The organism is Picosynechococcus sp. PCC 11901 (assembly GCF_005577135.1).
Lineage (GTDB): Bacteria > Cyanobacteriota > Cyanobacteriia > Cyanobacteriales > MRBY01 > MRBY01.
The window spans coordinates 1044564-1066217 of the sequence record NZ_CP040360.1; the positions used below are offsets into that span (position 1 = coordinate 1044564).

Annotated in this window: 23 protein-coding genes and 1 pseudogene; 11 read left to right on the forward strand and 13 right to left on the reverse strand. The window is 49.6% G+C overall.

What is annotated here, in order from left to right; translation table 11 throughout:
- The first annotated feature begins 8 nt into the window (after positions 1–8).
- From FEK30_RS05990 to FEK30_RS06020, 7 genes are all read left to right on the forward strand, one after another.
- A complete protein-coding gene (locus FEK30_RS05990) occupies positions 9–1067 on the forward strand; it encodes a ribonucleotide-diphosphate reductase subunit beta (RefSeq protein ID WP_012306016.1) in 1059 nt (352 codons plus the stop codon).
- A gap of 151 nt (positions 1068–1218) precedes the next feature.
- Positions 1219–1575 carry an STAS domain-containing protein gene (locus FEK30_RS05995; RefSeq protein ID WP_041443323.1) on the forward strand — a complete coding sequence of 119 codons (357 nt, stop codon included), beginning with the start codon at positions 1219–1221 and terminating at the stop codon, positions 1573–1575.
- 14 nt (positions 1576–1589) lie between these two features.
- Positions 1590–1985: a Mini-ribonuclease 3 gene (locus FEK30_RS06000; RefSeq protein WP_030006156.1), complete on the forward strand. Its 396-nt coding sequence runs from the start codon at positions 1590–1592 to the stop codon at positions 1983–1985.
- Positions 1986–2527: 542 nt separating this feature from the next.
- Positions 2528–3373 carry a 23S rRNA (guanosine(2251)-2'-O)-methyltransferase RlmB gene (rlmB, locus tag FEK30_RS06005; protein ID WP_315862712.1) on the forward strand — a complete coding sequence of 282 codons (846 nt, stop codon included), beginning with the start codon at positions 2528–2530 and terminating at the stop codon, positions 3371–3373.
- Between the two features lie 130 nt (positions 3374–3503).
- Entirely contained in the window at positions 3504–3782 is a 279-nt protein-coding gene (locus FEK30_RS06010; RefSeq protein WP_062432053.1) for a DUF1816 domain-containing protein, read from the forward strand.
- 198 nt (positions 3783–3980) lie between these two features.
- On the forward strand, positions 3981–4862 hold the full coding sequence (glyQ, locus tag FEK30_RS06015) for a glycine--tRNA ligase subunit alpha (RefSeq protein WP_099240188.1): 882 nt from the start codon (positions 3981–3983) through the stop codon (positions 4860–4862).
- A 38-nt stretch (positions 4863–4900) separates the two neighbouring features.
- Positions 4901–5770 (forward strand): fructosamine kinase family protein, encoded by an 870-nt coding sequence (locus FEK30_RS06020; protein ID WP_065710017.1) that lies wholly within the window; start codon positions 4901–4903, stop codon positions 5768–5770.
- Here the strand turns inward: FEK30_RS06020 and FEK30_RS06025 are convergent.
- Both FEK30_RS06025 and tsaB read right to left on the reverse strand, forming a co-directional pair.
- Positions 5751–6455: a TIGR04282 family arsenosugar biosynthesis glycosyltransferase gene (locus FEK30_RS06025; protein WP_255447977.1), complete on the reverse strand. Its 705-nt coding sequence runs from the start codon at positions 6453–6455 to the stop codon at positions 5751–5753. The genes FEK30_RS06020 and FEK30_RS06025 overlap by 20 nt on opposite strands.
- Positions 6383–7042, reverse strand: coding sequence for a tRNA (adenosine(37)-N6)-threonylcarbamoyltransferase complex dimerization subunit type 1 TsaB (gene tsaB / locus FEK30_RS06030; RefSeq protein ID WP_030006162.1), 660 nt, complete (start codon positions 7040–7042; stop codon positions 6383–6385). The genes FEK30_RS06025 and tsaB overlap by 73 nt, the downstream gene beginning before the upstream one ends.
- A gap of 165 nt (positions 7043–7207) precedes the next feature.
- Between tsaB and rpsN the strand changes: the two genes are divergently transcribed.
- Both rpsN and FEK30_RS06040 read left to right on the forward strand, forming a co-directional pair.
- Complete coding sequence (gene rpsN / locus FEK30_RS06035) at positions 7208–7510, forward strand: 30S ribosomal protein S14 (protein WP_012306025.1); 303 nt, start codon at positions 7208–7210, stop codon at positions 7508–7510.
- A gap of 225 nt (positions 7511–7735) precedes the next feature.
- A complete protein-coding gene (locus tag FEK30_RS06040) occupies positions 7736–7984 on the forward strand; it encodes a DUF7219 family protein (protein WP_062432061.1) in 249 nt (82 codons plus the stop codon).
- Between the two features lie 34 nt (positions 7985–8018).
- Here FEK30_RS06040 and FEK30_RS06045 read toward each other — a convergent pair whose 3' ends face one another.
- The 9 genes and pseudogenes from FEK30_RS06045 to FEK30_RS06085 all read right to left on the reverse strand — a co-directional run bounded on the left by FEK30_RS06045 (position 8019) and on the right by FEK30_RS06085 (position 18374).
- The gene (locus FEK30_RS06045; protein WP_168191123.1) at positions 8019–9656 is read right to left on the reverse strand and encodes an ABC transporter substrate-binding protein; all 1638 of its coding nucleotides are present in this window, start codon (positions 9654–9656) and stop codon (positions 8019–8021) included.
- A 20-nt stretch (positions 9657–9676) separates the two neighbouring features.
- Entirely contained in the window at positions 9677–10543 is an 867-nt protein-coding gene (larE, locus tag FEK30_RS06050; RefSeq protein ID WP_138072347.1) for an ATP-dependent sacrificial sulfur transferase LarE, read from the reverse strand.
- A gap of 471 nt (positions 10544–11014) precedes the next feature.
- Positions 11015–11749, reverse strand: a pseudogene (gene urtD / locus FEK30_RS06055) (urea ABC transporter ATP-binding protein UrtD); the annotation flags it as partial.
- A gap of 9 nt (positions 11750–11758) precedes the next feature.
- Positions 11759–12928 (reverse strand): urea ABC transporter permease subunit UrtC, encoded by a 1170-nt coding sequence (gene urtC / locus FEK30_RS06060; protein WP_138072349.1) that lies wholly within the window; start codon positions 12926–12928, stop codon positions 11759–11761.
- Positions 12929–12964: 36 nt separating this feature from the next.
- Positions 12965–14143 carry an ABC transporter permease gene (locus FEK30_RS06065; protein ID WP_138072351.1) on the reverse strand — a complete coding sequence of 393 codons (1179 nt, stop codon included), beginning with the start codon at positions 14141–14143 and terminating at the stop codon, positions 12965–12967.
- A gap of 99 nt (positions 14144–14242) precedes the next feature.
- Positions 14243–15559, reverse strand: a complete 1317-nt coding sequence (gene urtA, locus FEK30_RS06070; RefSeq protein WP_012306032.1) for an urea ABC transporter substrate-binding protein — start codon at positions 15557–15559, stop codon at positions 14243–14245.
- 219 nt (positions 15560–15778) lie between these two features.
- Entirely contained in the window at positions 15779–16729 is a 951-nt protein-coding gene (locus FEK30_RS06075; RefSeq protein ID WP_138072353.1) for an ADP-ribosylglycohydrolase family protein, read from the reverse strand.
- Between the two features lie 6 nt (positions 16730–16735).
- Positions 16736–17125, reverse strand: a complete 390-nt coding sequence (locus FEK30_RS06080; RefSeq protein ID WP_138072355.1) for a hypothetical protein — start codon at positions 17123–17125, stop codon at positions 16736–16738.
- Positions 17109–18374: a bifunctional folylpolyglutamate synthase/dihydrofolate synthase gene (locus FEK30_RS06085; protein WP_138072357.1), complete on the reverse strand. Its 1266-nt coding sequence runs from the start codon at positions 18372–18374 to the stop codon at positions 17109–17111. The genes FEK30_RS06080 and FEK30_RS06085 overlap by 17 nt, the downstream gene beginning before the upstream one ends.
- Positions 18375–18426: 52 nt before the next feature.
- Between FEK30_RS06085 and FEK30_RS06090 the strand changes: the two genes are divergently transcribed.
- Positions 18427–18858 carry a hypothetical protein gene (locus FEK30_RS06090; RefSeq protein ID WP_138072359.1) on the forward strand — a complete coding sequence of 144 codons (432 nt, stop codon included), beginning with the start codon at positions 18427–18429 and terminating at the stop codon, positions 18856–18858.
- A gap of 12 nt (positions 18859–18870) precedes the next feature.
- A complete protein-coding gene (locus tag FEK30_RS06095; RefSeq protein ID WP_138072361.1) occupies positions 18871–20061 on the forward strand; it encodes a glycosyltransferase in 1191 nt (396 codons plus the stop codon).
- A gap of 56 nt (positions 20062–20117) precedes the next feature.
- On the opposite strand, the gene FEK30_RS06100 is transcribed toward FEK30_RS06095, so the two are convergent.
- Positions 20118–20726, reverse strand: a complete 609-nt coding sequence (locus FEK30_RS06100) for a class I SAM-dependent methyltransferase (protein WP_138072363.1) — start codon at positions 20724–20726, stop codon at positions 20118–20120.
- Positions 20727–20735: 9 nt separating this feature from the next.
- A complete protein-coding gene (locus FEK30_RS06105; RefSeq protein WP_138072365.1) occupies positions 20736–21635 on the reverse strand; it encodes a glycosyltransferase family 2 protein in 900 nt (299 codons plus the stop codon).
- Positions 21636–21654 lie beyond the last annotated feature (19 nt).

A 21654-nucleotide genomic window follows, 5' to 3' on the forward strand; every position in this document is an offset into this window, starting at 1 on the left:
CAGCCACTATGCAACAATCTCTCCTTGACCGGATGCCCACCAATCCCATCTTTAATCCTGATGGGAATGACGATATCGCCCACCGTTCCATTTGGTTCGGAGAAACTACCAACCTGATGCAACTGAACGACGTTCGCTACCCTTGGGCGGTGGGACTGTACCAACAGATGCGCGAAAACTTTTGGATTCCCCAGAAGCTGGACATTACCCAGGATGTCACCGACTACCACAACCTGACAGATTCAGAACGCCGCGCCTTTGACGGCATTCTCAGTTACCTGACCTTCCTCGATTCTGTCCAAACCTGTAATCTTCCTCACATCAAAAGCTCGATTACAGCCCCAGAAATTAGCCTCTGCATTGCCGAGCAAATTTCCCAGGAAGGAATGCACAACCAGTCCTATCAATACATGATTGAGACGATCATCCCTAGCGATCGCCGCAGTGCCGTCTATGATTTTTGGCGTACGGATAAAGTCTTACGCGATCGCTGTGAGTACATTGCCAGCAACTACCAACGCTACATTGACAATCCCACCCCAGAAAACTATTTCACGACCCTCGTCGCCGACTATTTGCTAGAAGGGCTGTATTTTTACAATGGTTTTGTGTTCTTCTATAACCTCGCCTCGCGGATGTTGATGCCCGGTTCTGCGGATATCTTTAAGATGATTAACCGGGACGAACTCAGTCACGTGCGCCTATTCCAAAAGCTGATCCCAGAGGCCATGGCCACCTTTGATCACTCTGTCGATCACATCTATGAAATGGTGGAACGGGCTGTACAGTACGAATGCCAATGGACAAACCACATTGTCGGTAACGATATCCTCGGCATTACAGAACAAAGCACCGAGATTTACACCAAGTATTTAGCGAATATTCGTCTTCAAGCCATCGGCCTCGAACCGTTGTACAAAGGGGATCAATACAAGAAAAGCCCCTACCGTCACCTCGAACGATTCTCAGACACAAAAAAAGAAGGTAACACCAAAGCCAACTTCTTTGAGGCCGGGGTGACCAGCTACGTGATGTCATCGGGAATTACAGGCTGGGATGAATTTTAAACAGACACTGGGGGCGATAATGCAGAAAAAAATCTGTAGTTTGTTGTACTGTTTTTCGTCCCTTATTCTGCCCGCAGTCGCAATGAGCTAAAATTAGCGTTGCATATCCGTTCAGTTTGAGGAGGAGAGGACTATTCCTGAACCGCTAAATCTGACTGTAAGTTTGAGAGGAACTTACGAAGTCATCGATAACAAATATCAAATTTTCCGATTAACTGGGTTATTGGATGCTTTTTCCGAGCCTGTGTTTAGTACAGCCATCAAAAACCGCATTAATGAAGGCCCCCACGATATTATCCTCTCCCTAGCCCAAATTGATTTTGTGGATAGTTCTGGTATCGGTGCCCTGGTGCAGTTGGTAAAACACACCCAAAATGCTGGGGGAACGATGCAAGTGGTGACCAATCCACGGGTAACCCAAACGGTGAAGTTAGTTCGCCTAGAGAAGTTTTTGTCTCTACGAAACTCCATTGATGAGGCGATCGCCCACCTAGACGAGAAAAAATAGGGACGAGAAAACCATTGTTTGTCCCTGACATTACCGCTGATCAGCTCCGACAATTATCCCCCGCGTCCTTAGCCTATGTGGGGGATGCTGTTTATGAACTCTACAGCCGCTGTTATTTTTTGTTGCCCCCCTGTCGCATCGCGGATTACCACGGTAAGGTGGTGGCGGAGGTGCGGGCAGAAACCCAAGCCCAATATTTAACTCTCCTAGAACCCCATTTAAGCGAGCTAGAACAGGACATTGTTCGCCGGGGGCGCAATGCAGCCACCGGAAAACCAAGGCGTCTGAGCTTAGCTATTTATCGGCAGGCCACGGGCTTTGAAGCTCTAGTCGGATATCTCTATCTCACAAACCCACAGCGTTTGGCCGAATTATTTACCTATTTACCCCAAGAACGGTCTGGGGTCTGATATGATCGACTCTCTTTTGTGTTTCGTTGGGGCTTTTTCCCCTAGGGAGCGCCCCGCCTGAGGTAAGACAAAATATGTTTGTGTTGATTTAACGGTTGGCTGAAAAAGGTGACTTTGTTGATTTTAAATAACCGGAGTCATACCTAGGCGATCGCCCCAGCCCCTGCAACTGATTTTCCTTGACAAGTTAATACATCTGAACGACCAAAGACTGATTTTTTATGAACAAGCCACATCGATCCGATTCGGGTAAAAAATACGGTAGAGCCGCCGGGGGAAGAGACCGCAAGCCGAGCAAAAAGTCTGGAAAAGCTTCTTCCTTTGATCGGGATCGACGTTCTGATCGCCGCGAAGATGGCGGTAAATTTGAACGGGGCGATCGCCCAGCCCCCCGTCGCAAGGGTCAATTTTCCCGACGAGACGAAGGAGGAGAGCGCTCCTTTAAACGTTTTGATAAACGCAGCAGCCAAGGTGCTGGCCCGAATAAAAGACGCCCCATTACAGACCGTCCCAAACCCCAGCGTAGCCAAGGGCCAGAATTCATCCCCCAAGATGCGCCTGAACTCACGCCCCAAACCGCCCCAGAGGAAGTTGCCGAAGCAGTCACCCCAGAAGAAGATAATGACTTGATCTACGGCAAACATGCGGTGTTATCAGTGCTGGAGAGCGAACGTCCCCTCAACCGAATTTGGGTCACCTCCCGCCTGCGCCACGCCAATCGTTTCCATACCCTCCTCCAGGCCGCTAAGAACCAAGGCACGGTCATCGACGAAGTGAGTATGTCCCGCCTAGACTATCTGACCAACCGGGGCGTCCACCAGGGCATCGCTGTGCAGACGGCTCCCTATGAATATATGGAGTTGCCGGATCTCATTGAGCAAGCGAAGGCCAAAACAGAATCCCCCGTGGTTGTGATTGCCGACGGCATCACCGATCCCCATAATTTGGGGGCGATTATTCGTACTGCCGAAGCCATTGGTGCCCAAGGGATGATTATTCCCCAACGGCGGGCGGTGGGGGTAACCTCAACGGTGATGAAGGTGGCCGCTGGTGCCCTTGAACATTTCCCGGTCGCGCGAGTGGTCAATCTTAGTCGGGCCATGGAAGAACTCAAGGAAGCTGGTTTCTGGATTTATGGCACTGCCGCCGGAACCAGTAAAGCCTTACACAATATCAAATTTGAAGGTGCGATAGGATTAGTTATCGGTTCGGAAGGACAAGGTCTTAGTTTGTTGACGCAAAAGCATTGTGATGAACTGGTTGCAATTCCGATGACCGGGAAAACCCCTAGCCTAAACGCTTCCGTCGCTGCGGCGATCGCCTTATATGAAGTGTACCGACAAAAGCTTGTACGCCAGGTGCAAATCACCCTCCCGGATACCCCCTAAGGCAGTATGCAAAGTGAGCGCTTTCGGGATAAAACAAGAGTTGTTGGTTTGGATCCAGACAAGCTATCTTCAACAACAAGTATTTTTCCAGTAGACCCATACCTCAAACTTCACCACCACAGGGACAGATATGAAAGAACTTTTGCTCAAGCTCTTCGAGACCATTGGCCGTGCCTATTGGCTTGAAATTACCACTGAGCAACCGGAGTGTACCTACTACTTTGGTCCTTACCTCAGTCGCAAAGAGGCGATCGCCGCCCAGCCCGGTTTCCTCGAAGACCTTACCAACGAAGGCGCCCAAAACATCGACGTAAACCTACAACGGTGTCGTACCCCCAAAGAGCTCACTATTTTTGATGACTCTGGGTCAAAAAAAACCCTGATGCCCATCTTTAGCTTTAGCCACTAGCTTCTGAATTATTCCCCCTGGTAATCCCCATTTTCTGTGTGTGCCCCGGCGCTATTCATAATGGGGATTTTTGTCGTGGTTGCGAAGCCGCTTCCCTGAAACCAGGACGCCACAGGGGTAGAAGTCTTGTGATATCTTCATTAGGGAACAAAATCTATATTCTGTCCATTTCCTAGCAAGTGTTCGAGGCAAAATAGCGTGTCGTTAAATTTTCAAGAAATCATCGCCACCCTCAATCAATTTTGGCAGGATCGTGGTTGTCTAATTGCCCAGCCCTACGACACCGAAAAAGGGGCCGGCACCATGAACCATCACACTTTTTTGCGGGCGATTGGCCCTGAACCTTGGTCTGTTGCCTATGTCGAACCTTGCCGTCGCCCTACCGATGGCCGCTACGGTGAAAACCCCAACCGGGTACAGCATTATTTCCAGTACCAGGTGATCATCAAACCGTCACCGGACAACATTCAAGAGATTTATTTAGACTCCCTCAAAGCCCTAGGGATTCAGCCGGAAGATCACGATATCCGCTTTGTAGAAGATAACTGGGAGTCGCCGACCCTCGGTGCCTGGGGCGTGGGCTGGGAAGTGTGGCTTGATGGCATGGAAATCACCCAATTTACCTACTTTCAACAATGTGGTGGCCTTGACTGTCGCCCGGTTTGTATTGAAATCACCTACGGCCTAGAACGCCTGGCAATGTACCTCCAGGAAGTGGATGCGATCACCAAGATCCGCTGGAATGAGACCACCAGCTACGGAGATATTTTCCTGCAAAGTGAAATTGAGCAATGCACCTACAATTTTGAAGCGTCTAATCCGGAAATGTTGTTTCAGCTATTTTCGCTCTACGAAGCAGAAGCCCAACAACTGATTGAGAAAGGGTTGGTGATGCCGAGCCTTGATTATGTGCTGAAATGTTCCCACACCTTTAATTTACTCGATGCGCGGGGAGTGATTGCCGTGGCCGAACGTACCCGTTACATTGGGCGGATTCGTCACATGGCCCGCCAGGTGGCCCACCTTTACCTTGCCCAACGGGAAGAATTGGGCTTTCCGTTACAAAAGGCGATCGCCTAAGCTGGAGATAGACTCCGCCGACGAATTGAGGTATTGCGATGCGTACTTCCCTAGGGGCCATTGCCGAGCACATTGCGGCAACCACGGGCCAACCGTTCACCCTCGAACAGCAGCGTTCCGTGGGGGGCGGCTGTATTAATCAGGGCTACTGTTTGGCAGGCTCTGGCCAGCGGTACTTTGTGAAGCTGAATCGTCCGAATCAGACGGCAATGTTCGCCGCAGAAGCCTTGGCCCTCCAGCAAATGGGCGCAACCCAAACTATCCGTGTTCCAAAGCCCATCTGTTGGGGGGAAACCGAGAGTAATAGTTATATCGTCCTGGAATGGATCGACCTTGGTGGTGGTAGTGGTGAGGCTTGGCAAGCTATGGGCCGCCACCTCGCAGAACTTCACCGTCGGGGTACGGCGGAAAAATTTGGCTGGGATCGCCCCAACACCATTGGTTCTACGCCCCAAATGAATGACTGGCAAAGCAATTGGGCTGAATTTTGGGCGGAACAACGCCTTGGTTATCAACTGCGTCTTGCGAGGCGAAAAGGGGGCGATTTTCCGGAGCCACAGCGGATCATTGAAGGAGTACGAAGAATTTTGCGGGATCATCAGCCCCAACCCTCCCTCGTCCATGGGGATCTTTGGTCAGGGAATGCCGCAGTGACGGCCCAGGGAGAACCGATTATTTTTGACCCAGCGGCCTACTATGGCGATCGCGAAGTGGATATTGCGATGACAGAACTATTTGGTGGCTTTCCGGGACGTTTTTACCAGGGCTATAACGAGGCTTGGCCCCTAGATTCTGGCTATGGCGATCGCCGCGATTTGTACAACCTCTATCACGTACTCAATCACTTCAATTTGTTTGGTGGAGGCTATGGCAACCAAGCCAAGCGAATTATTCAGCAGCTTTTTTAGGAGTGTTTTTAAGGTTGTCCCAAACCCTGAGATCGGCGGGGTCGTCAATGTCCTGGAGTATTGGCAGTAAGGCAAGGCTTAGATTTAACTGCTGGCAGCGGGCCTCAGTTTCCGAGAAAACTTGAGCTGTACCCCAGGGCATTTTTGTAAAGAGAGCAGCAATATTTTGGCGCAGACCAATCAGATAATAACCACCGTCCACTGCTGGGCCAAGGACAACTTCAGCCGCATCTAATTTGTCAAAGGCCGCTGCGAGAATTTCATCGGTAATGCCTGGACAGTCGATACCAATCACCACGGTTTTGTCATAACCCTGTTGCTCACTGGTTTGAAAAGCATGAATCAGGCGATCGCCTAAATCTTGGCCCTGTTGCGCTTGATAATGCCACTGTTCCCCCAGCCAGGCCGCCATTTGGGTCGTTGTACCACCGGAAAAGTAAATCGAAATCTCGATATTTTTCAAAACTTCTACGGTTTTCAGGGTATGTTCCGTCAGGTGGCGTTGTAGTGTTGCGGCCCCCTCCGCCCCTAAAGCGGGAATTAAACGGGTTTTTGTCTGGCCCGGCACCGGGTAGCGGGTGAAGATAATTAGATGAGCTGCTTTGTGACACATTACTGATAAACGGGATGTTGCCCATAGAACGGTACAACCGCGCCCCAAGGCCCCTGGGGGTCTGCTTGCCATTGGGATTGGGCAAGGCTTAAAACTTCAGTCACAGTATCACCAATCGTTTCTGGAGGATCGATCACCTGCAAATCAGGAAAATTGCCCTGACAATCTGCCCAGGCTGTGGGGGTAAATAACTGATCCGGCACGAGGGCGATCACCCCTGTCGCAGTGATTTGATAGATCGCTCCAAATACCGCGCCCCGTCGCGCTGGCAAAGCCACAGCCACCGTTTGACCCAGACAATTTTCTCGGTTCTGAAAAGCGCACCCCGTCGTGGATCGCTGCGCGATCGCCGCTAAGGTCGAGATGCCATAGAGGGGTATGCTCAACTGTTGAGCGAGGGTGCGGGCCGTGACAACACCTAACCGAGTGCCCGTAAAGCCACCAGGCCCCTTTGCCACCCCTAAAAAAGCGATGTCTTGCCAAGCATGGGGCTGGATAAACTCCTGGAGATAGCAATGGAGTTGGGCCGATAGATCCCGTCCTAGTTCCCACAGGGCCGTGCGTTGTTCCCCTGTGACCAAGTTCCGTAAACTCAGCCCTAACTGGGGGGTTGTGGTGTGGAGTGCTAAACCCAAGGTGGGCTCCGGTGCGATCGCCATAGATGTCTGCAAATTGCCACAAATAACAGGCCTTTCATTCTAGGCGATCGCCGGCCGATTACCCAACGGTAGCCCAGTAAATTTAGCCTTAGGGATTAGGAATTTTGGCCATTTAAGCTATGATAGAAAATGCTGTCTTTATATAGAATTTTTAGACTAAATTTCATGGCCAAGAAATCAATGATTGAGCGCGACAAGAAACGTGCTCGCATGGTGGCAAAATACGCCGCAAAAAGAGCTGCCCTTAAGGAAGCTTTCAACAACGCAGCTGATCCCCTCGAAAAACTCGAAATCCACCGCAAAATCCAGAATCTTCCCCGCAACAGCTCTCCGACCCGGATGCGCAACCGTTGCCAAATTACTGGCAGACCCCGCAGCTACTACCGTGACTTTGGTCTGTGCCGCAACGTCCTCCGGGATTGGGCTCACCAAGGCTTGCTCCCCGGTGTGGTCAAATCCAGTTGGTAGTGACTGGTCTCGGCCCCAAGAGTTAAGACAATTTAGCGATTATTTTTATATTTTTTTTCGAGGTAAGGCTTAGCTTTACCTTTTTTTGTGGCGATGGGAGATGGGCAATTTTCAAAAAAGCAGCAATTGTCACCTCCCCTGAAGAAATTCTTTCGTTACACTAGAGGCGTCTCTTGGTGTTTTGTATTGATTCAAACCTCATTGGAGTTACCTAAGGCGATCGCCATGTCTGAATCCGAAAAAGAAAAATTTCTATTTCCCATTGAGAGCTACCGAGGCGAATTCAAAATGGAGAAAGTCCTCTTTAATGCCAACCTACAGGAGTTTGCCCAGCGGGTAAATTTTATCTGCAACTTAGAAACGAACGGCAAAATTTCATCACAGCAAGCCTATCAAGAAATAAAAAACCTTTGGAAAACCCTCAAAAGTACCCGCAAAAGCCTTGAACTCCCCGATGAGGAGAACAAAGCTTAGTCTTTTTTGGAGAATCATAGCGGCGATCTTTTGGCTACTTTTCCACCAGCCAGAGGGGTAAACTTTGGCTTGGGTTTACTGCTAAACCTTGAATATTAGCCTGGGCAAAAACATATTCTTTCCCTTGCCAAATGGGGATATAGGGCACATCTGCCACCATTTGTTCTTGGATTTGCGTAAAAATTTCGAGGCGTTTTGTTGGGTCAGTTTCTGTCCGTTGGGCATCAATTAATTGGTTCATCGCTTCATTCCAATAAAAAGACCCTTGATTTTGGGCGCCCCCCGATTCACAGCCCGTTTCTGGCGATCCCACTTCACAATTTAAAAGGGGATGAATGTAATTATCCGCATCTAAAAAGTCTGGGTACCAGTTCCCTAGGGCCGCCGGATAAATCCCCTGGGCAATATTCTGGAAAAAAGTCGCTCCCTCGACGCTGCTGGGCTCAAATTGCAACAAGCCTTCCAGTTCGCGGTTGGCATATTCCCTGAGGGTTGTGGCGATAATGCCACGGGTGGTGGAGCCGGACGGATACCACAGGGGAATTACAGCCGGATTTTCTGGGGTAAAGCCCGCTTCGGTGAGGAGGGTTTTGGCCTGTTCAATGTTGGCATCACCATAGGTGGTTTGGAACAAGGGCTGCGAAGCCGGAAAAGAAGTCGGAATCAAACTATAGAGCGGATCAGCCTGACCATTAAGCACCCGTTCGTTGATCAGGTTGCGGTCGAGGAGAGCGGCGATCGCCTGGCGGACTTCGAGCTGATCGAGGGGGGCTTGGTTACGGTTTAGCACCATAAAATTCACCGCTGTCCCCTCTGCTTCTAGGGCTTGAATTTCGCCGCTTTCTGCCTCCCGGAGGAGATTACTCACTTGTTCTGGCTCCAGGGATTGGTAGGCGATATCCACAGCCCCCGTCTGGAGCGCATTAAATAAATTGGCGGCATTACTATTAAAAATTTGGATATCAACCCCGGCATTCTTCGCGGTCTCGCCCCAGTAATCGTCATTGCGGTCGAGGGTAATGGTGTCGCTCGTAAAGGCCGTTAGCTTGTAGGGGCCAGTGCCCACCAGTTGACTGGGGTTAAAGGCACCTTCGCCGATTTCGTAGGCCGCGGGGGAAACAGCACTAGCCCCAGCAAAGGCCAATAATGCAGGAAACGCAGCAAAGGGTTGCTTGAGGGTAATGGTCAGTTCATATTCCCCGGTCGCTTCGATATTCTCGATGATGTCCCCTAGTAAAAAGGAAGGTTTCCCTTTGTTTTCCATGAAGCGATCTAAAGAAAATTTCATCGCCGCCGCGTTAAAAGGTTCGCCATCGTGGAAAGTGACGCCCTCCCGCAGGGGAATCGTATAGGTGAGGCCATCGTCGCTAATGGTGGGCAGATCTGCGGCCAGGAGGGGTTTGATCTCCGTGGTACCGATTTCGTAGGTGTAGAGACTTTCGGTGACGTTGTAGATGATATTTAAACCGGCAATTTCGTAGCTATCGGCGGGATCGATGGTGCGGGGTTTGGCGGTGGTGCCCAGGGCCAAACGATTATTGACATCGGCGCTAATGGTGGTCGTTTCGCTGCTGGGGGTGGTGCCGTTGGGATTGGGATTACAGCTCACCAGGAGGGAACCAAAACAAAGGGCGATCGCCGCTACAGAATAAAATTGCCGGGAATGGATCATAGTGCTTTTGGACAACAGGACTAGGTGGACTTGATCATAGCGGGATTTGACCCCGAATATTGTTGGGCAGACCGGGTTTGGGGATCGAGGACTTGATTCAGCTTGCCACTGCGGTAACCCTCTAGGTCTAGGGTGACGTACAGAAACCCATAGCCTTGGAACGTTTTAACCAGGGCATCGAGATCTACCTGGACGACAAAATCGCGAATTTGTTCGGGGGGCAACTCAATGCGAGCCGTGTCACCTTGGGAACGAACCCGCAACGATCGCCAGCCCAAACGCCGTAGATAAACTTCACAACGACCGACCCGCCGGAGTTTTTCGGTGGTGATCAGTTCACCATAGGGAAACCGGGAACTGAGACAGGGTTGCGCGGGTTTATCCCACCAGGGCAATCCCAACTGTTTGGAAATTTCCCGCACTTCTAATTTGGTGATCCCCACTTCTGCCAAAGGCGATCGCGCCCCCCGTTCCTTCGCCGCTTGAATCCCCGGACGATAGTCCTGGAGATCATCGGCATTGACCCCGTCAATCACGTAGGGATAGCCCCGCTCTAGGGCCAGGGGTTTGAGGGTGTCGTGGAGTTCGCTTTTGCAAAAATAGCAGCGGTTGGCCGGATTACTGACGTAATTAGGGTTGTCCATTTCGTGGGTTTCCACCTGTTCGTGGACAATGCCAATGGTTTTCGCCTGGGCGATCGCCGCTTCGAGTTCTTCCGGTAACAGGGATGGCGAAACGGCAGTCATCGCCACGGCGCGATCGTCCAAAACATCGTGGGCTACCTTGGCCACCAGAGTGCTGTCAATGCCCCCAGAATAGGCAATTAAAGCCCGTTCCGTTGCCTCGAAAAAATGTTGCAGTGCCGTGAGTTTTTCTTGCCAAGCCATGGGTCGCCGCATTCACTGAAGGTTTAGCCTGGGATCTTAACAGATTGCTTTGGTGCTTTTGGCCCCAAGGCGATCGCCATCTCCCTAGCCACCATAGACTTGATCAATCTCGGCCTCGATTTCCCGCACCATCTCCAGAGGAAGCCCCAATTGCCCCAGGAGTTGCTGGTAGACAATGCTCTCTAGTTCATTGACCCCATTGGCCCGAATGACCTCATAACTGAGCTTTAGGGCGGTAATTTTTTCGTTTTCCGTGGTTAGGGTATCTGTCAACTGCTCTAGGGGCAGATTGCTTGCCAGATAATTTTCCAGTTCCCCTTGCAGTTGCGCCTGGTGCTGACTGTCGTTGGTAAATTGCTCACTCAGGCGACTGAGGATCACCTGTTTCTGCTCTGGGGCAAAGTTGCCATCGGCCCAGGCCATACTCGCAGCGATGCGAATCAGGTTCATTTGCTCCGGGGTGACGGTGGGCGCTTCCCCCAGATAAACCTCAATCACTTTGGGGTCGTTTTGTACCTGATTCATGTTGCCTTCACAGAGCACAGAACCCTGGTGCAGTACCGTTACTTGCCGCGCAATCTGGCGCACAAACTCCATATCATGTTCGATCACGATCAGGGAATGGCTTTCGGCGAGGGCGAGGAGTAAATTACCGACATTTTCCGTTTCCTCATCGGTCAAGCCCGCCACGGGTTCGTCCACCAGCAACAGATCCGGGGACTGGGCCACGAGCATGCCAATTTCTAAACGCTGTTTTTCCCCATGGGCTAGCCAGGCCGCTTGAATATCGGCTTTTTCGGTGAGGCCAATGGTTTCTAAAAGACTTAGGGTTTGGGTTCTTTCCGTGGCCTTGGTTCCCCCAAAAAGAGTCGGTAAAACGTTTTTGTGGCGATTACAGGCGAGGTCTAGGTTTTCGCGTACCGTTAAATTTTGGTAGACCCGAGGCGTTTGAAATTTGCGACCAATGCCGAGGCGGGCCACTTTATGTTCCGGGAGACCGCTGATGGTTTTGCCTTTAAATTTGACTTTGCCTGTGGTGGGTTTAACCTTGCCGGTGATTACATCTAAAAACGTAGTTTTCCCCGCACCATTGGGGCCAATGATCACCCGTAGCTCCCCTTTTCCCATGCGGAAGGTGAGGTTATTGAGGGCTTTAAAGCCATCGAAGTTGACGGTCAAATTCTCAATTTCCAAGATATTTTCCATGGCCTCGCCCTACTCCTTTGTCACTAATTGGTCTTCTTGGATATTTTGCACATCGGGATCGTCGGCGATCGCCGGATAACTCACTGGTTGTCCGATCCCCAACAGACGGGCCACCTTGACCCAGAGAACGTCCCGCACCCAGCCCACAATGCCGTCGGGAAGCACCGTCACCACGATTAAAAACAGCGCCCCTTGGAAAAACAGCCAAATTTCTGGGAAGCTTTCACTCAAATAAATGCGGGCAAAATTGACCAAAATCGTGCCAATAATTGCGCCGATCAGGGTCGCCCGGCCCCCCACTGCCACGGAGATCACCATCTCAATGGAAAAGGCCACTTCCATGTAGTTCGGCGTGATAATCCCACTTTGCACCGTATAAAGGGCGCCGGAAATTCCGGCGATCGCCCCGGCGATCGCAAAAACAACGACCTTAAACCAGGTGGGATCGTAGCCCGTAAACCGCACTCGCGTTTCATCATCCCGAATGGCGATCAACATCCGGCCAAAGCGACCACTCGTTAGCCAGCGACAAAGGAGATAAACCAACAGCAAGGCCACAATCGTTGTTTCATAAAACAGCAACTGAATCCCTGAATCCCCGACCCGTTGCCCTAGGAAAACGGCGGTATCTGTTTTGAGACCATTGGTGCCGTTGATCAGTTTTTGCTGACCATTGAAAAAATTGAAAAAGACCAACAAGGCCGCCTGGGTGATGATCGAAAAATAAACCCCCTTAATGCGATTGCGAAAGACGAGATAGCCCAAAATCCCCGCAACGATCCCCGGCACCAGCACCATAGCAATCAGAGTCAGGGGTAGCGAGTAAAAAGGCTGCCAAAAGAGGGGTAATTTTTCGACGCCATAGAGCATAAAAAATTCGGGAATGGCACCATCAGGCAGTTGCAAACTGAGGTGCATCGCCAGGGCATAGCCACCGAGGGCAAAGAAAATCCCTTGGCCAAGACTAAGCAAGCCAGTGTAGCCCCAAATGAGGTCGATCCCCAGGGCGACGATCGCCATGGAGAGAAAACGCCCCACGAGTTTGAGGCGAAATTCCGGCAAAATCAAGGGCAAGACGACCATCGTAATGATCACCAGAGCAAGGATGATTGCTCCCTCAATGAGAAGTTTGGTGCGCTGTTGTTTGCGCTGGTCACGTCGGGTTAAACCTACATTCATTGTGCTGTTTATGGGCTGGGCTATCGGAACAAGGGCTTATAGTTCTGCGGTTCTGCCTTTCGGCGGGAAGAGACCCGCAGGCCGGAACTGGAGGAAGCCGATAATAATCACAAAGGTCATCACCTTCGCCATACTGGTGGTGGCAAAAAAAGTGGCCAAATCCAAGAGAAATTGTGGGGCTTGGAGGGAGGTAAAAACGGTAACAAATGTGCCAGAACCGATGAGATAGTTGATAATCCCCAAACCGAGGGCCGCCAAAATGGTGCCGAGCAAATTACCAACGCCCCCCACAACAACCACCATAAAGGCGTCTACGATGTAGTTTTGGCCGGTATTTGGCCCGACGGAACCCAACAGGGCGATCGCCACCCCGGCAATGCCAGCTAGACCAGACCCCAGGGCAAAGGTCAAGGCATCCACGCGGGCGGTGGGAATCCCTAAACAAGAACTCATTTCGCGGTTTTGGGTGACGGCACGGATTCGGAGGCCCCAGTTGGATTTGTTCAAAAACCAGTACATCGCCCCCAGACAGATCAGGGTCAAGACGATGATAAAAATGCGGCTGTAGGGCAGTTGGGCGGAACCCAGGGAAAGTCCCCCCTGGAGCCATTGCGGCGCAGTCACATCCACATTTCGGGCACTAAACCACGGCTTTGTGAGGGCGTCATTTTTCGTCAGATTGACCGCGAAAATTACCCCAAAACCAAGGGCAAAGGCGGCAACCACGTTTAATTTATCCAGCCACGTTTTTAGGGTCGCAGATTGGATCTTGGCGAGATTTAAAGCTTGGAGCACAGCCCAGCGGAGCACATCTTTGAGCAGAAAGGCAATGACCCCGAAGGCGATCGCCCAGTTCACACTGCGGACAAACTGCTGCAAAATCAGGCTAACCCCCCAGGTGGCCAAGAGGGTTTCTAGGGGACGGCCATAGAGATAGCGGATCACGCCCCGCTCCAGGCCAAAGCCCACTGCGGCGGCGACAAAAAAAGCCAGGGGAATCGCAAAGATAATGTAGAGATTAAAAAAAGGTTCCCCAAACCCCCGGAATACATTTTGAACCACGAAGGTTGTGTAGGCGCCCAGCATCATTAATTCGCCGTGGGCCAGGTTGATCACCCCCATCAAACCAAAGGCGATCGCCAAACCCAAGGCCGAAACCAAAAGCACAGAGCCAATGCTGACTCCGTTAAAAATACCGATTAAAAGTTCTGTCACAGGGCAAACCCACCACAATACGCGCAATAAAACCGCGAGAAAGCCGGATTCTGTAGGGCGGAATCCCAGCTTTCCCGGAAAACATCTGGGTTTTAGGCCCTAGATGGCATATTTTTCACCCTTTGTGGGGTCGCTCCAGTCACAGGCAAATCCTTTGGTGGATTCAACATACTGGTTCCAGGCTTGGGGGGCGATGGGGCCGTCGGTTTCCCAGACGATATCGAACATCCCATCTTCCCGTACCTGACCGATGCGCACGGTCTTTGAGAGGTGGTGGTTAACATTCATCGTCACTGGGCCTTCGGGAGCCGCAAATTCTTGACCAATGGCGGCACTCCGTACAGCTTCGAGGTCATAGGCATCGGTCGCCCCATTGGCGATCGCCGCTTCTACCGCCTGCTTCCAGATGTAGACCATGATGTATGCCGCTTCCATGGGGTCATTGGTCACCCGGTCTTCACCGTACTCTGCTTTAAAGTCTGCCACCCACTTTTCATTTTCGGGGGTTTCTACGGTTTGGAAGTAGTTCCAAGACGCATAGTGACCCGTGAGGTATTCGGGGCCAATCTGACGAACTTCTTCTTCGGCGATCGACACCGACATGACCGGATATTGCTCCGGGGTGAGGCCCGCATCACGAATTTGCTTAAAGAACGCAACGTTACTGTCACCGTTCAAGCTATTGAAAATCACGCCGCCGTTGGGAAGCGCTGCTTTGATTTTGGTGATAATCGGCGTCACTTCAGTATTACCTAGGGGCAGATAGTCTTCGCCGACCGTGGTGCCACCTTTGGCTTCTAACTGGGCTTTGATAATGGTGTTCGCAGTTCTGGGGAATACATAGTCAGAACCCACGAGGAAAAATTCTGTGCCCTTATTTTCGAGGAGCCAATCCACAGCGGGCTCGATTTGTTGGTTCGGGGCGGCCCCAGTGTAGAAGATATTCTTCGAGCATTCCTGGCCTTCGTACTGGACAGGGTAGAACAGCATGTGGTCTTTTGCTTCAAAGACATCTTTAACCGCTTTTCGGCTGGCAGACGTCCAGCAGCCAAAGACGACGGCGACACCATCTTGGTCAATGAGTTTTTCGGCTTTTTCTTTGAAGACATCCCAGTCGGAGGCACCATCTTCGACAATGGCTTCGATTTGTTTGCCATCGATGCCACCGGCGGCATTAATTTCTTTGATGGCGAGTTGTTCGGCTTCGACCACGGTGGTTTCACTAATGGCCATGGTGCCACTGAGGGAGTGGAGAATGCCAACTTTGATCGTGTCACCACTGGGGGTTGAGGTTGTGCTGCCACTATCGGGGGTATCAGGGGTTTCTGTGGGTTGGCCGCAGGCTTTGAGGAGAATACTGGAACCGAGGGCGGCGGAACTGTAGAGAATAAATTTACGTCTTCCGAGATTACTCATGGTTAATGCGATTTTCTCAAGGGGCTTTGGGATAGTGTGTGGGAGGAAAGAAGCTTAAAAGTTTAAGTCGTGTTTAAGCTTTGCAGTGTAAAAGTCCCGCCCCTAAAAAAATGTGACACTTGATACAAAGTGCCGATGCGCTTGATTCAAGGGTTTGTTAATGGAGAAGAATTAATTTAACTTTACATTAAAGAAAATGGACTGCTTGCCCCTGCTCGGTCAGCGGATAGCTGTGAAGAGGCGATCGCCTAACTGGAGAATGTCATCCCGCCGGGGAATTTGCGCCAGCCAGTCAGGGGGAATATTGTCGAGGCCGTAGTAAAGTCCGGCTAAACCGCCGGCGATCGCCGCTGTGGTATCGGTGTCGTCCCCCAAATTCACCGCCGCGAGCACCGTATCCTGATAGTTATCATGGTTTAAACAACACCAAAGGGCGGCTTCGAGGGCATGGACGACATAACCGCTCGCTGCAATGCTTTCCCTGGGAAGTGTGGCGAAATCTGCTGCCAAAAGCCGCTGGTAGTGGCTGAGTTCCGGCTTGTAAATGGAATCGCGATAAAACTCTTCGGCCCGTTGTATCCCTTGCTGGTAGGCAATTTCAATACTTTTTCCGTGTAACAGTTCCAGGGCAATGGAAATATAAATGCCGCAGGCAATGAGGGAACGGGGATGACGGTGGGTCAGATAGGAAATGTTGTGCACGAGATCCAAAAGATCGGCGTAGGGCAGTCGCTCACCACAAAAGGCGAGGGGCAAAATACGCATTAAGGAGCCGTTGCCATTACTCCGCTCCCCGATCCCACCTGCTTCCAGGGGATTGATACCCGCTAAAATTTGATGAATTGCGGCGGCGGTCGTGTTGCCCACATCAAAGGTTTCGCCGTGGGGTGTCCAGTAAGCTTCCTTGAGCCAAAGACCCATCTTACGACCCAGATGTTCGGGGAGTTCTTCGCCCAGACCCACTTCGGCGATCGCCTCGGCCAGACAAAAAGTGAGGGAACTATCATCCGACCAGGTACCGGGGGGTTGATTGTAGGTGCCATAGCCCCGCATCGTTGTCACAGGATCCCGCTGTCGAGTGCTGCGCTCAGAAAATTCCACAGGCACGCCCAGGGCATCCCCCACACAAAGCCCCAATAATCCCCCGTGAATCTGCGCTTGCGTAACCATCAATGACTACCCCCCTAAGTGATCAAATTGCTCAAACATATTGTGGATCAACTGTTGGGTTTTCGCTTCCAGTTTTTGCCAATCCACGGCCCCAGACGCCTCGAACAGGGTTTCATCGATTTCCACGGTGCAGCCATTTTCCACGAGGGCTGCGGTGGGATAGGCAACAAAACAGATCTGGTAACAGAGATCCCAGATATTAACCGTCGTTTCGATGTGGTCTTTCTTCAGGCGCAAAACGTAGCCAGGGTAGGGGTCTTGAATATCTTCGTACTCCCCAGTCCAGGGGGAATCTTCTAATTGAGCACGGAAATTATCGACGACCCGAATAAAGGCCGGTTGGAGCAGCATTTCGGCCTGATTCCAGGCTTTACGGGTTTTAAATTTTGGCTGCATAACTTAGAAATTCTCCCAAAAGATACAACGAACCACATAACACCCTAGTGTGGGGGGTGGCGATCGCCTGATCAAGGGCTTCAGATAAGGTTTCATGGGTTTGACAGGATGCGAGGGCCGAACAAATCACCTGGGCCAACATTGCTAAACTCTGGGGATCGGCGCTGCTATGGCCCCCCACTGGTACGAGATGCAAGTGATCCCCGTCTCGCAGGAGGGCTTGGAGGACATTTTGGTGATCCTTGGTGGAGAGCATTCCCATGACCCAAGTGACGGGTTGGGGGAGGGTGTCTACATATTTGCGTAATTCCGCCGCTGCCACACCATTATGAGCGCCATCAATGAGGATTTTTTGCCCCTGCCATTGGTGCCATTCAATACGTCCAGCCCAGCGGGTTTTAGCAATACCGTCGCGCAATTGTTGATCGGAAATTTGCCAACCTTGTTTGCGCAACGCATAAATAGTTTCAATGGCGATCGCCGAATTATGAAGTTGAATATCCCCTAAAAGCGGCAAAAAATATTCAAAATCATTGTATTTCGCTATCCTCCTCTGTCCTTCTCCTGAAGGGGGATGAATGGCTTGGGCGGGTTGAATCCAGGTGGCTGGACAATTTAACTCACTAATTTTTTCACGAATCACTTTCGCCGCGATCTCCGGCACTGCCCCAATCACAGCCGGACAATCTTGTTTTAAAATGCCCGCTTTCTCCCCAGCAATTTTATCTAAGCTGTTACCTAAGCGCTGCCAGTGATCCATGCCGATGGAGGTAATGACAGAAACGAGGGGGCGATCGCAAACATTCGTCGAGTCCAAGCGTCCCCCCAAACCCACTTCAATCACCGCAATATCCACCTGTTCCTGGGCGAAATACAAAAATCCTGCCGCCGTAATCACCTCAAATTGGGTCGGTGTTTCTTGGGTCGGATCAATGGCTGCTTTCACCTTTTCCAAAACCGTCAATAACCGCTCGGACGTAATCGGCTGATTATTCAAACAAATGCGTTCTGTCCAGTCCACCAAATGGGGTGACGTAAACCGCCCGACCCGATAGCCTGCCGCCGCCAAAATGGAAGACAAATAGGCACAGACCGACCCTTTCCCATTGGTGCCTGCCACATGGAGAATCGGTACTTGGCGCTCTGGATGACCAAGGTTCGCCAATAGTTGGGTAATGCGCGTTAAACCGAGGTTAATGCCAAACCGTTCAAAGGTTTCAAGGAGATTGGCGATCGCCACTTGGCTCATGGTGAATCTCAAAACTTTGGGATAATATCCCCAGACTATAATGGATTTGTGTATGGGAAATTCCCAGATCTGGATCAATTTTCTGGCGTTACTGCCTTCAAGCGTTTTAACAATTCTATTGATTGCGATCGCCTTTTTGAGGTTCTATGACCAAACCGACTTTGAATTCCTCGGCATCATCGCCGAACCAAGAATCTGGAGCAACCGATGTACTGTGGCAGCCGTCATGGCTACATTGGCTAATTTCGGCGTTGAGTGGAACCGTCGAAATCGAGAAACAAACCGCCTCGCTGAAGAAGCACAACGAAGAGCTGAGGAGGAGCAACAAAGAGCTGAAGCAAGAGAACGCCAAATTGCGCGAGCTCGAATCGAAACTCGATGCCGTCTTGCGGAACTCCGCTACCAACTCGACCCAAGCGAAGCCAACCGACAAATCATAATCAATACCCTGGTCGTTTTAGAAGAGTATGGGGAGATGTTCTAGATAAAGACCAAAGTGCGCATTTTAATTGTCCATAATCGGTATCGCATTCGTGCTGGGGAAGATCGTGTTTTCGAGCAAGAAAGCCAACTGCTTCGGGATGCTGATTACGATGTTAGAACTTGGACGGTTGATAATCAAGACATTAGCGAAGGGAGCTTGTGGGATAAAATCAGTCTCGGTTTGAACACGATCTGGTCTCGCTGGGCATACCATGAAGCGTTAAAAATTATTCAAGATTTTCACCCAGATATTGTCCACGTCCATAATTTTTTGCCATTGCTTTCTCCGTCGATTTTTTATGCTTGTCGGAAAGCTGGGGTGCCTGTGGTACAAACCATCCACAATTATCGGCTGGGGTGTCCAGCAGCAACCTTTTTCCGAGAAGGAGCAATCTGTGAATTATGCCTAGAAAAAAACTTACTTCAGAGTCTTCTTTATCGGTGTTATCGGCAGTCGTTTATCCAAACTTTGACGGTTGCTGCAATGTTGCAGATTCACCGTTGGCTGGGGACTTGGACTCGGACGGTTGATGCTTATATCGCCCTTACCCCTTTCATGCGGGATAAGTTAATTCAGATGGAAATACCGGCAAAGAAAATTTATATTAAGCCGAATTTTATTGATGATATTCCAAAGATTCAGCACGAAGCAAAGTTTGGAGAATATTATTTATTTGTTGGTAGACTCTCTCCGGAAAAGGGTATTCACATTCTCCTGGAAGCCTATCAAAAGTCAAACTCATCTTATCCACTGGTGATTATTGGCAGTGGTGAATTACAGGCAACCGTGGAAGCAGCAGTAAAAGCGAACCCTAAAATTCGTTATTTGGGACAACAACCCAAGGAACAAGTCAAAGAATATATGCAGAGGGCGATCGCCTTGATTTTTCCGTCCATTTGGTATGAGGGATTTCCGTTAACAATCCTAGAAGCCTATAGCCAATCTTTACCTGTTGTTTGCTCAGATATTGGCTCAGTGAGCTACGCCATCGAAGACGGAGTAACGGGATTCACCTATCCGGCTGGTAATGAAGAAGCTTTAAAACAGGTACTTGCTTCCATCGAAGCTAATCCAGAAAACTGGCTTGGACTCAAAAACAAAGTTTTAGACAGCTTAGATGATATTTATTTTTCCAAGAAAAATGTTCACTACTTGTTGAGAATTTATCAAGAATTAATTGATGTAAATTTTAAATATTTTTAGATTATTTTCTAGACAAAAGTACAATGCATCCCTCTGAAAACCAAGGAAAAAAAATGTTATATACGCTCTAAAAAGGCACTTACTTTAACTGTTAAGCGAGGGTCACGAGCCTCAAATCTATACCATGCCATTTCTCTAACTTTTAAATCGAATCTCTCAGCAAGGGTTTCTAGGGTTCCTGATGAAAAATAAACCAAGTGATCTGGGTGCACTTGTTCATATTTGAAAAACGACTTTAAAAATCTAATGATTCCAAATGCATTGGGCACAGTAATTACGATGATTCCGTCTTGGGAAAGCATTTTTATCGACTCCTCAATAACAAGGCCGATATTAGGAATATGTTCAATGACATCTCCAAGTAAAACTACATCAAATTTCTCCTTCCATTGATATGTAGACATTTTTTGTGCATCAAATAATCTCACATCATATCCATGGCTCTGCATTTCTTGAACTTCACTCTGAGCTATATCTATGCCAATGACTTTTTGGGCGACTTGATTAACTTTTTCATGTAATAAAAATCCTTGATTTAGTGATTCTTTAAAGAAAGGAAAATCTGTACACCCTACGTGTAGAACAGTCTTATTAAGACATTTATCTAGAATATATTCGTCCCTGAAGTATGTAGTAGATCCATTGATTTTTTTGCCAATTCCCATATTGGTACCTTATTGTTGAATTAAACCTTGAAGTTTTCTGTAGGCACGGGGCCAGAAGCCAAATTTATGGTTTTGTGTAAAGTGATCAGCAATTTGACATTGAACCATTTCGGTGGGATGTTTTAAGGGAAAAGCAATCGGGGAAGTTTCGAGGTTTGCATAGGGGTTAAATTGATTATTCGTGTGGGTACTAGCGTTACCGAAACCAATATTTTTCACGAGATTAACTTCTGGCAATACGGTTAGAGCATTGTTTTGCCAACAGGTAAAAGTCCATTGGTAGTCCCAGGTATTGATTTTTCCCTCGTAGGTCTGGGTGAATTTATTTTGCCAATATTTGGCGGCGAAGACATTAGAAAATAAGTTTTGAAGGAATTTTCTTTTGTTTATTTTTGGCCATTGGCGCATATCTACATCATAATGTTGCCAAGCTCTCCGCCAGGTTCCCCAACCCCAGCAATGATTATAGATTGAAAAATAATAGCTATAGTCTGTTCTCTTTCTCCCAAACTGAAAATTATCACCGGAAATCGCCATGATTTGCTCGTTATGACGATATCGTTCTAGTAACTCTTCACAAAAAGGAAAAAAACTTTGCTCGGGCAAGCAATCGTCCTCTAGAATGATTGCTTCTTCAACCTGCTCAAACACCCAATCTAAACCAGAGGAAACACGGTTTTTGCAACCCAAGTTTGTATCAGCGTAATTTGTTAGAACTTCACAGTCCCAGTCAATGGTATCAATAATTGCCCGGACAGCGGCACACTTGGCAGCATCATCGGGGTGGGTTCCCCTTGGCCCATCGGCGACAACGAGAAGTTTTGGCGGTTTGGCCTGGCGGATGGCATTAAAGACTTGCTGAGTTGTATCGGGTCGATTGAAAACAAGGAAAGCAACGGGAGTTTGCATAAATATCACATCACTTTGA

What these genes read in the sequence shown, in the direction of transcription:
- FEK30_RS05990 (WP_012306016.1), top strand. Translation starts at nt 9, where the DNA reads ATGCAACAATCTCTCCTTGACCGGATGCCCACCAATCCCATCTTTAAT.
- FEK30_RS06010 (WP_062432053.1), top strand. Translation starts at nt 3,504, where the DNA reads ATGAAAGAACTTTTGCTCAAGCTCTTCGAGACCATTGGCCGTGCCTAT.
- FEK30_RS06020 (WP_065710017.1), top strand. Translation starts at nt 4,901, where the DNA reads ATGCGTACTTCCCTAGGGGCCATTGCCGAGCACATTGCGGCAACCACG.
- FEK30_RS06025 (WP_255447977.1), bottom strand. Translation starts at nt 6,455, where the DNA reads ATGGCAAGCAGACCCCCAGGGGCCTTGGGGCGCGGTTGTACCGTTCTA.
- tsaB (WP_030006162.1), bottom strand. Translation starts at nt 7,042, where the DNA reads ATGGCGATCGCACCGGAGCCCACCTTGGGTTTAGCACTCCACACCACA.
- rpsN (WP_012306025.1), top strand. Translation starts at nt 7,208, where the DNA reads ATGGCCAAGAAATCAATGATTGAGCGCGACAAGAAACGTGCTCGCATG.
- FEK30_RS06040 (WP_062432061.1), top strand. Translation starts at nt 7,736, where the DNA reads ATGTCTGAATCCGAAAAAGAAAAATTTCTATTTCCCATTGAGAGCTAC.
- FEK30_RS06045 (WP_168191123.1), bottom strand. Translation starts at nt 9,656, where the DNA reads ATGATCCATTCCCGGCAATTTTATTCTGTAGCGGCGATCGCCCTTTGT.
- larE (WP_138072347.1), bottom strand. Translation starts at nt 10,543, where the DNA reads ATGGCTTGGCAAGAAAAACTCACGGCACTGCAACATTTTTTCGAGGCA.
- urtC (WP_138072349.1), bottom strand. Translation starts at nt 12,928, where the DNA reads ATGAATGTAGGTTTAACCCGACGTGACCAGCGCAAACAACAGCGCACC.
- urtA (WP_012306032.1), bottom strand. Translation starts at nt 15,559, where the DNA reads ATGAGTAATCTCGGAAGACGTAAATTTATTCTCTACAGTTCCGCCGCC.
- FEK30_RS06075 (WP_138072353.1), bottom strand. Translation starts at nt 16,729, where the DNA reads ATGGTTACGCAAGCGCAGATTCACGGGGGATTATTGGGGCTTTGTGTG.
- FEK30_RS06080 (WP_138072355.1), bottom strand. Translation starts at nt 17,125, where the DNA reads ATGCAGCCAAAATTTAAAACCCGTAAAGCCTGGAATCAGGCCGAAATG.
- FEK30_RS06085 (WP_138072357.1), bottom strand. Translation starts at nt 18,374, where the DNA reads ATGAGCCAAGTGGCGATCGCCAATCTCCTTGAAACCTTTGAACGGTTT.
- FEK30_RS06090 (WP_138072359.1), top strand. Translation starts at nt 18,427, where the DNA reads ATGGGAAATTCCCAGATCTGGATCAATTTTCTGGCGTTACTGCCTTCA.
- FEK30_RS06100 (WP_138072363.1), bottom strand. Translation starts at nt 20,726, where the DNA reads ATGGGAATTGGCAAAAAAATCAATGGATCTACTACATACTTCAGGGAC.
- FEK30_RS06105 (WP_138072365.1), bottom strand. Translation starts at nt 21,635, where the DNA reads ATGCAAACTCCCGTTGCTTTCCTTGTTTTCAATCGACCCGATACAACT.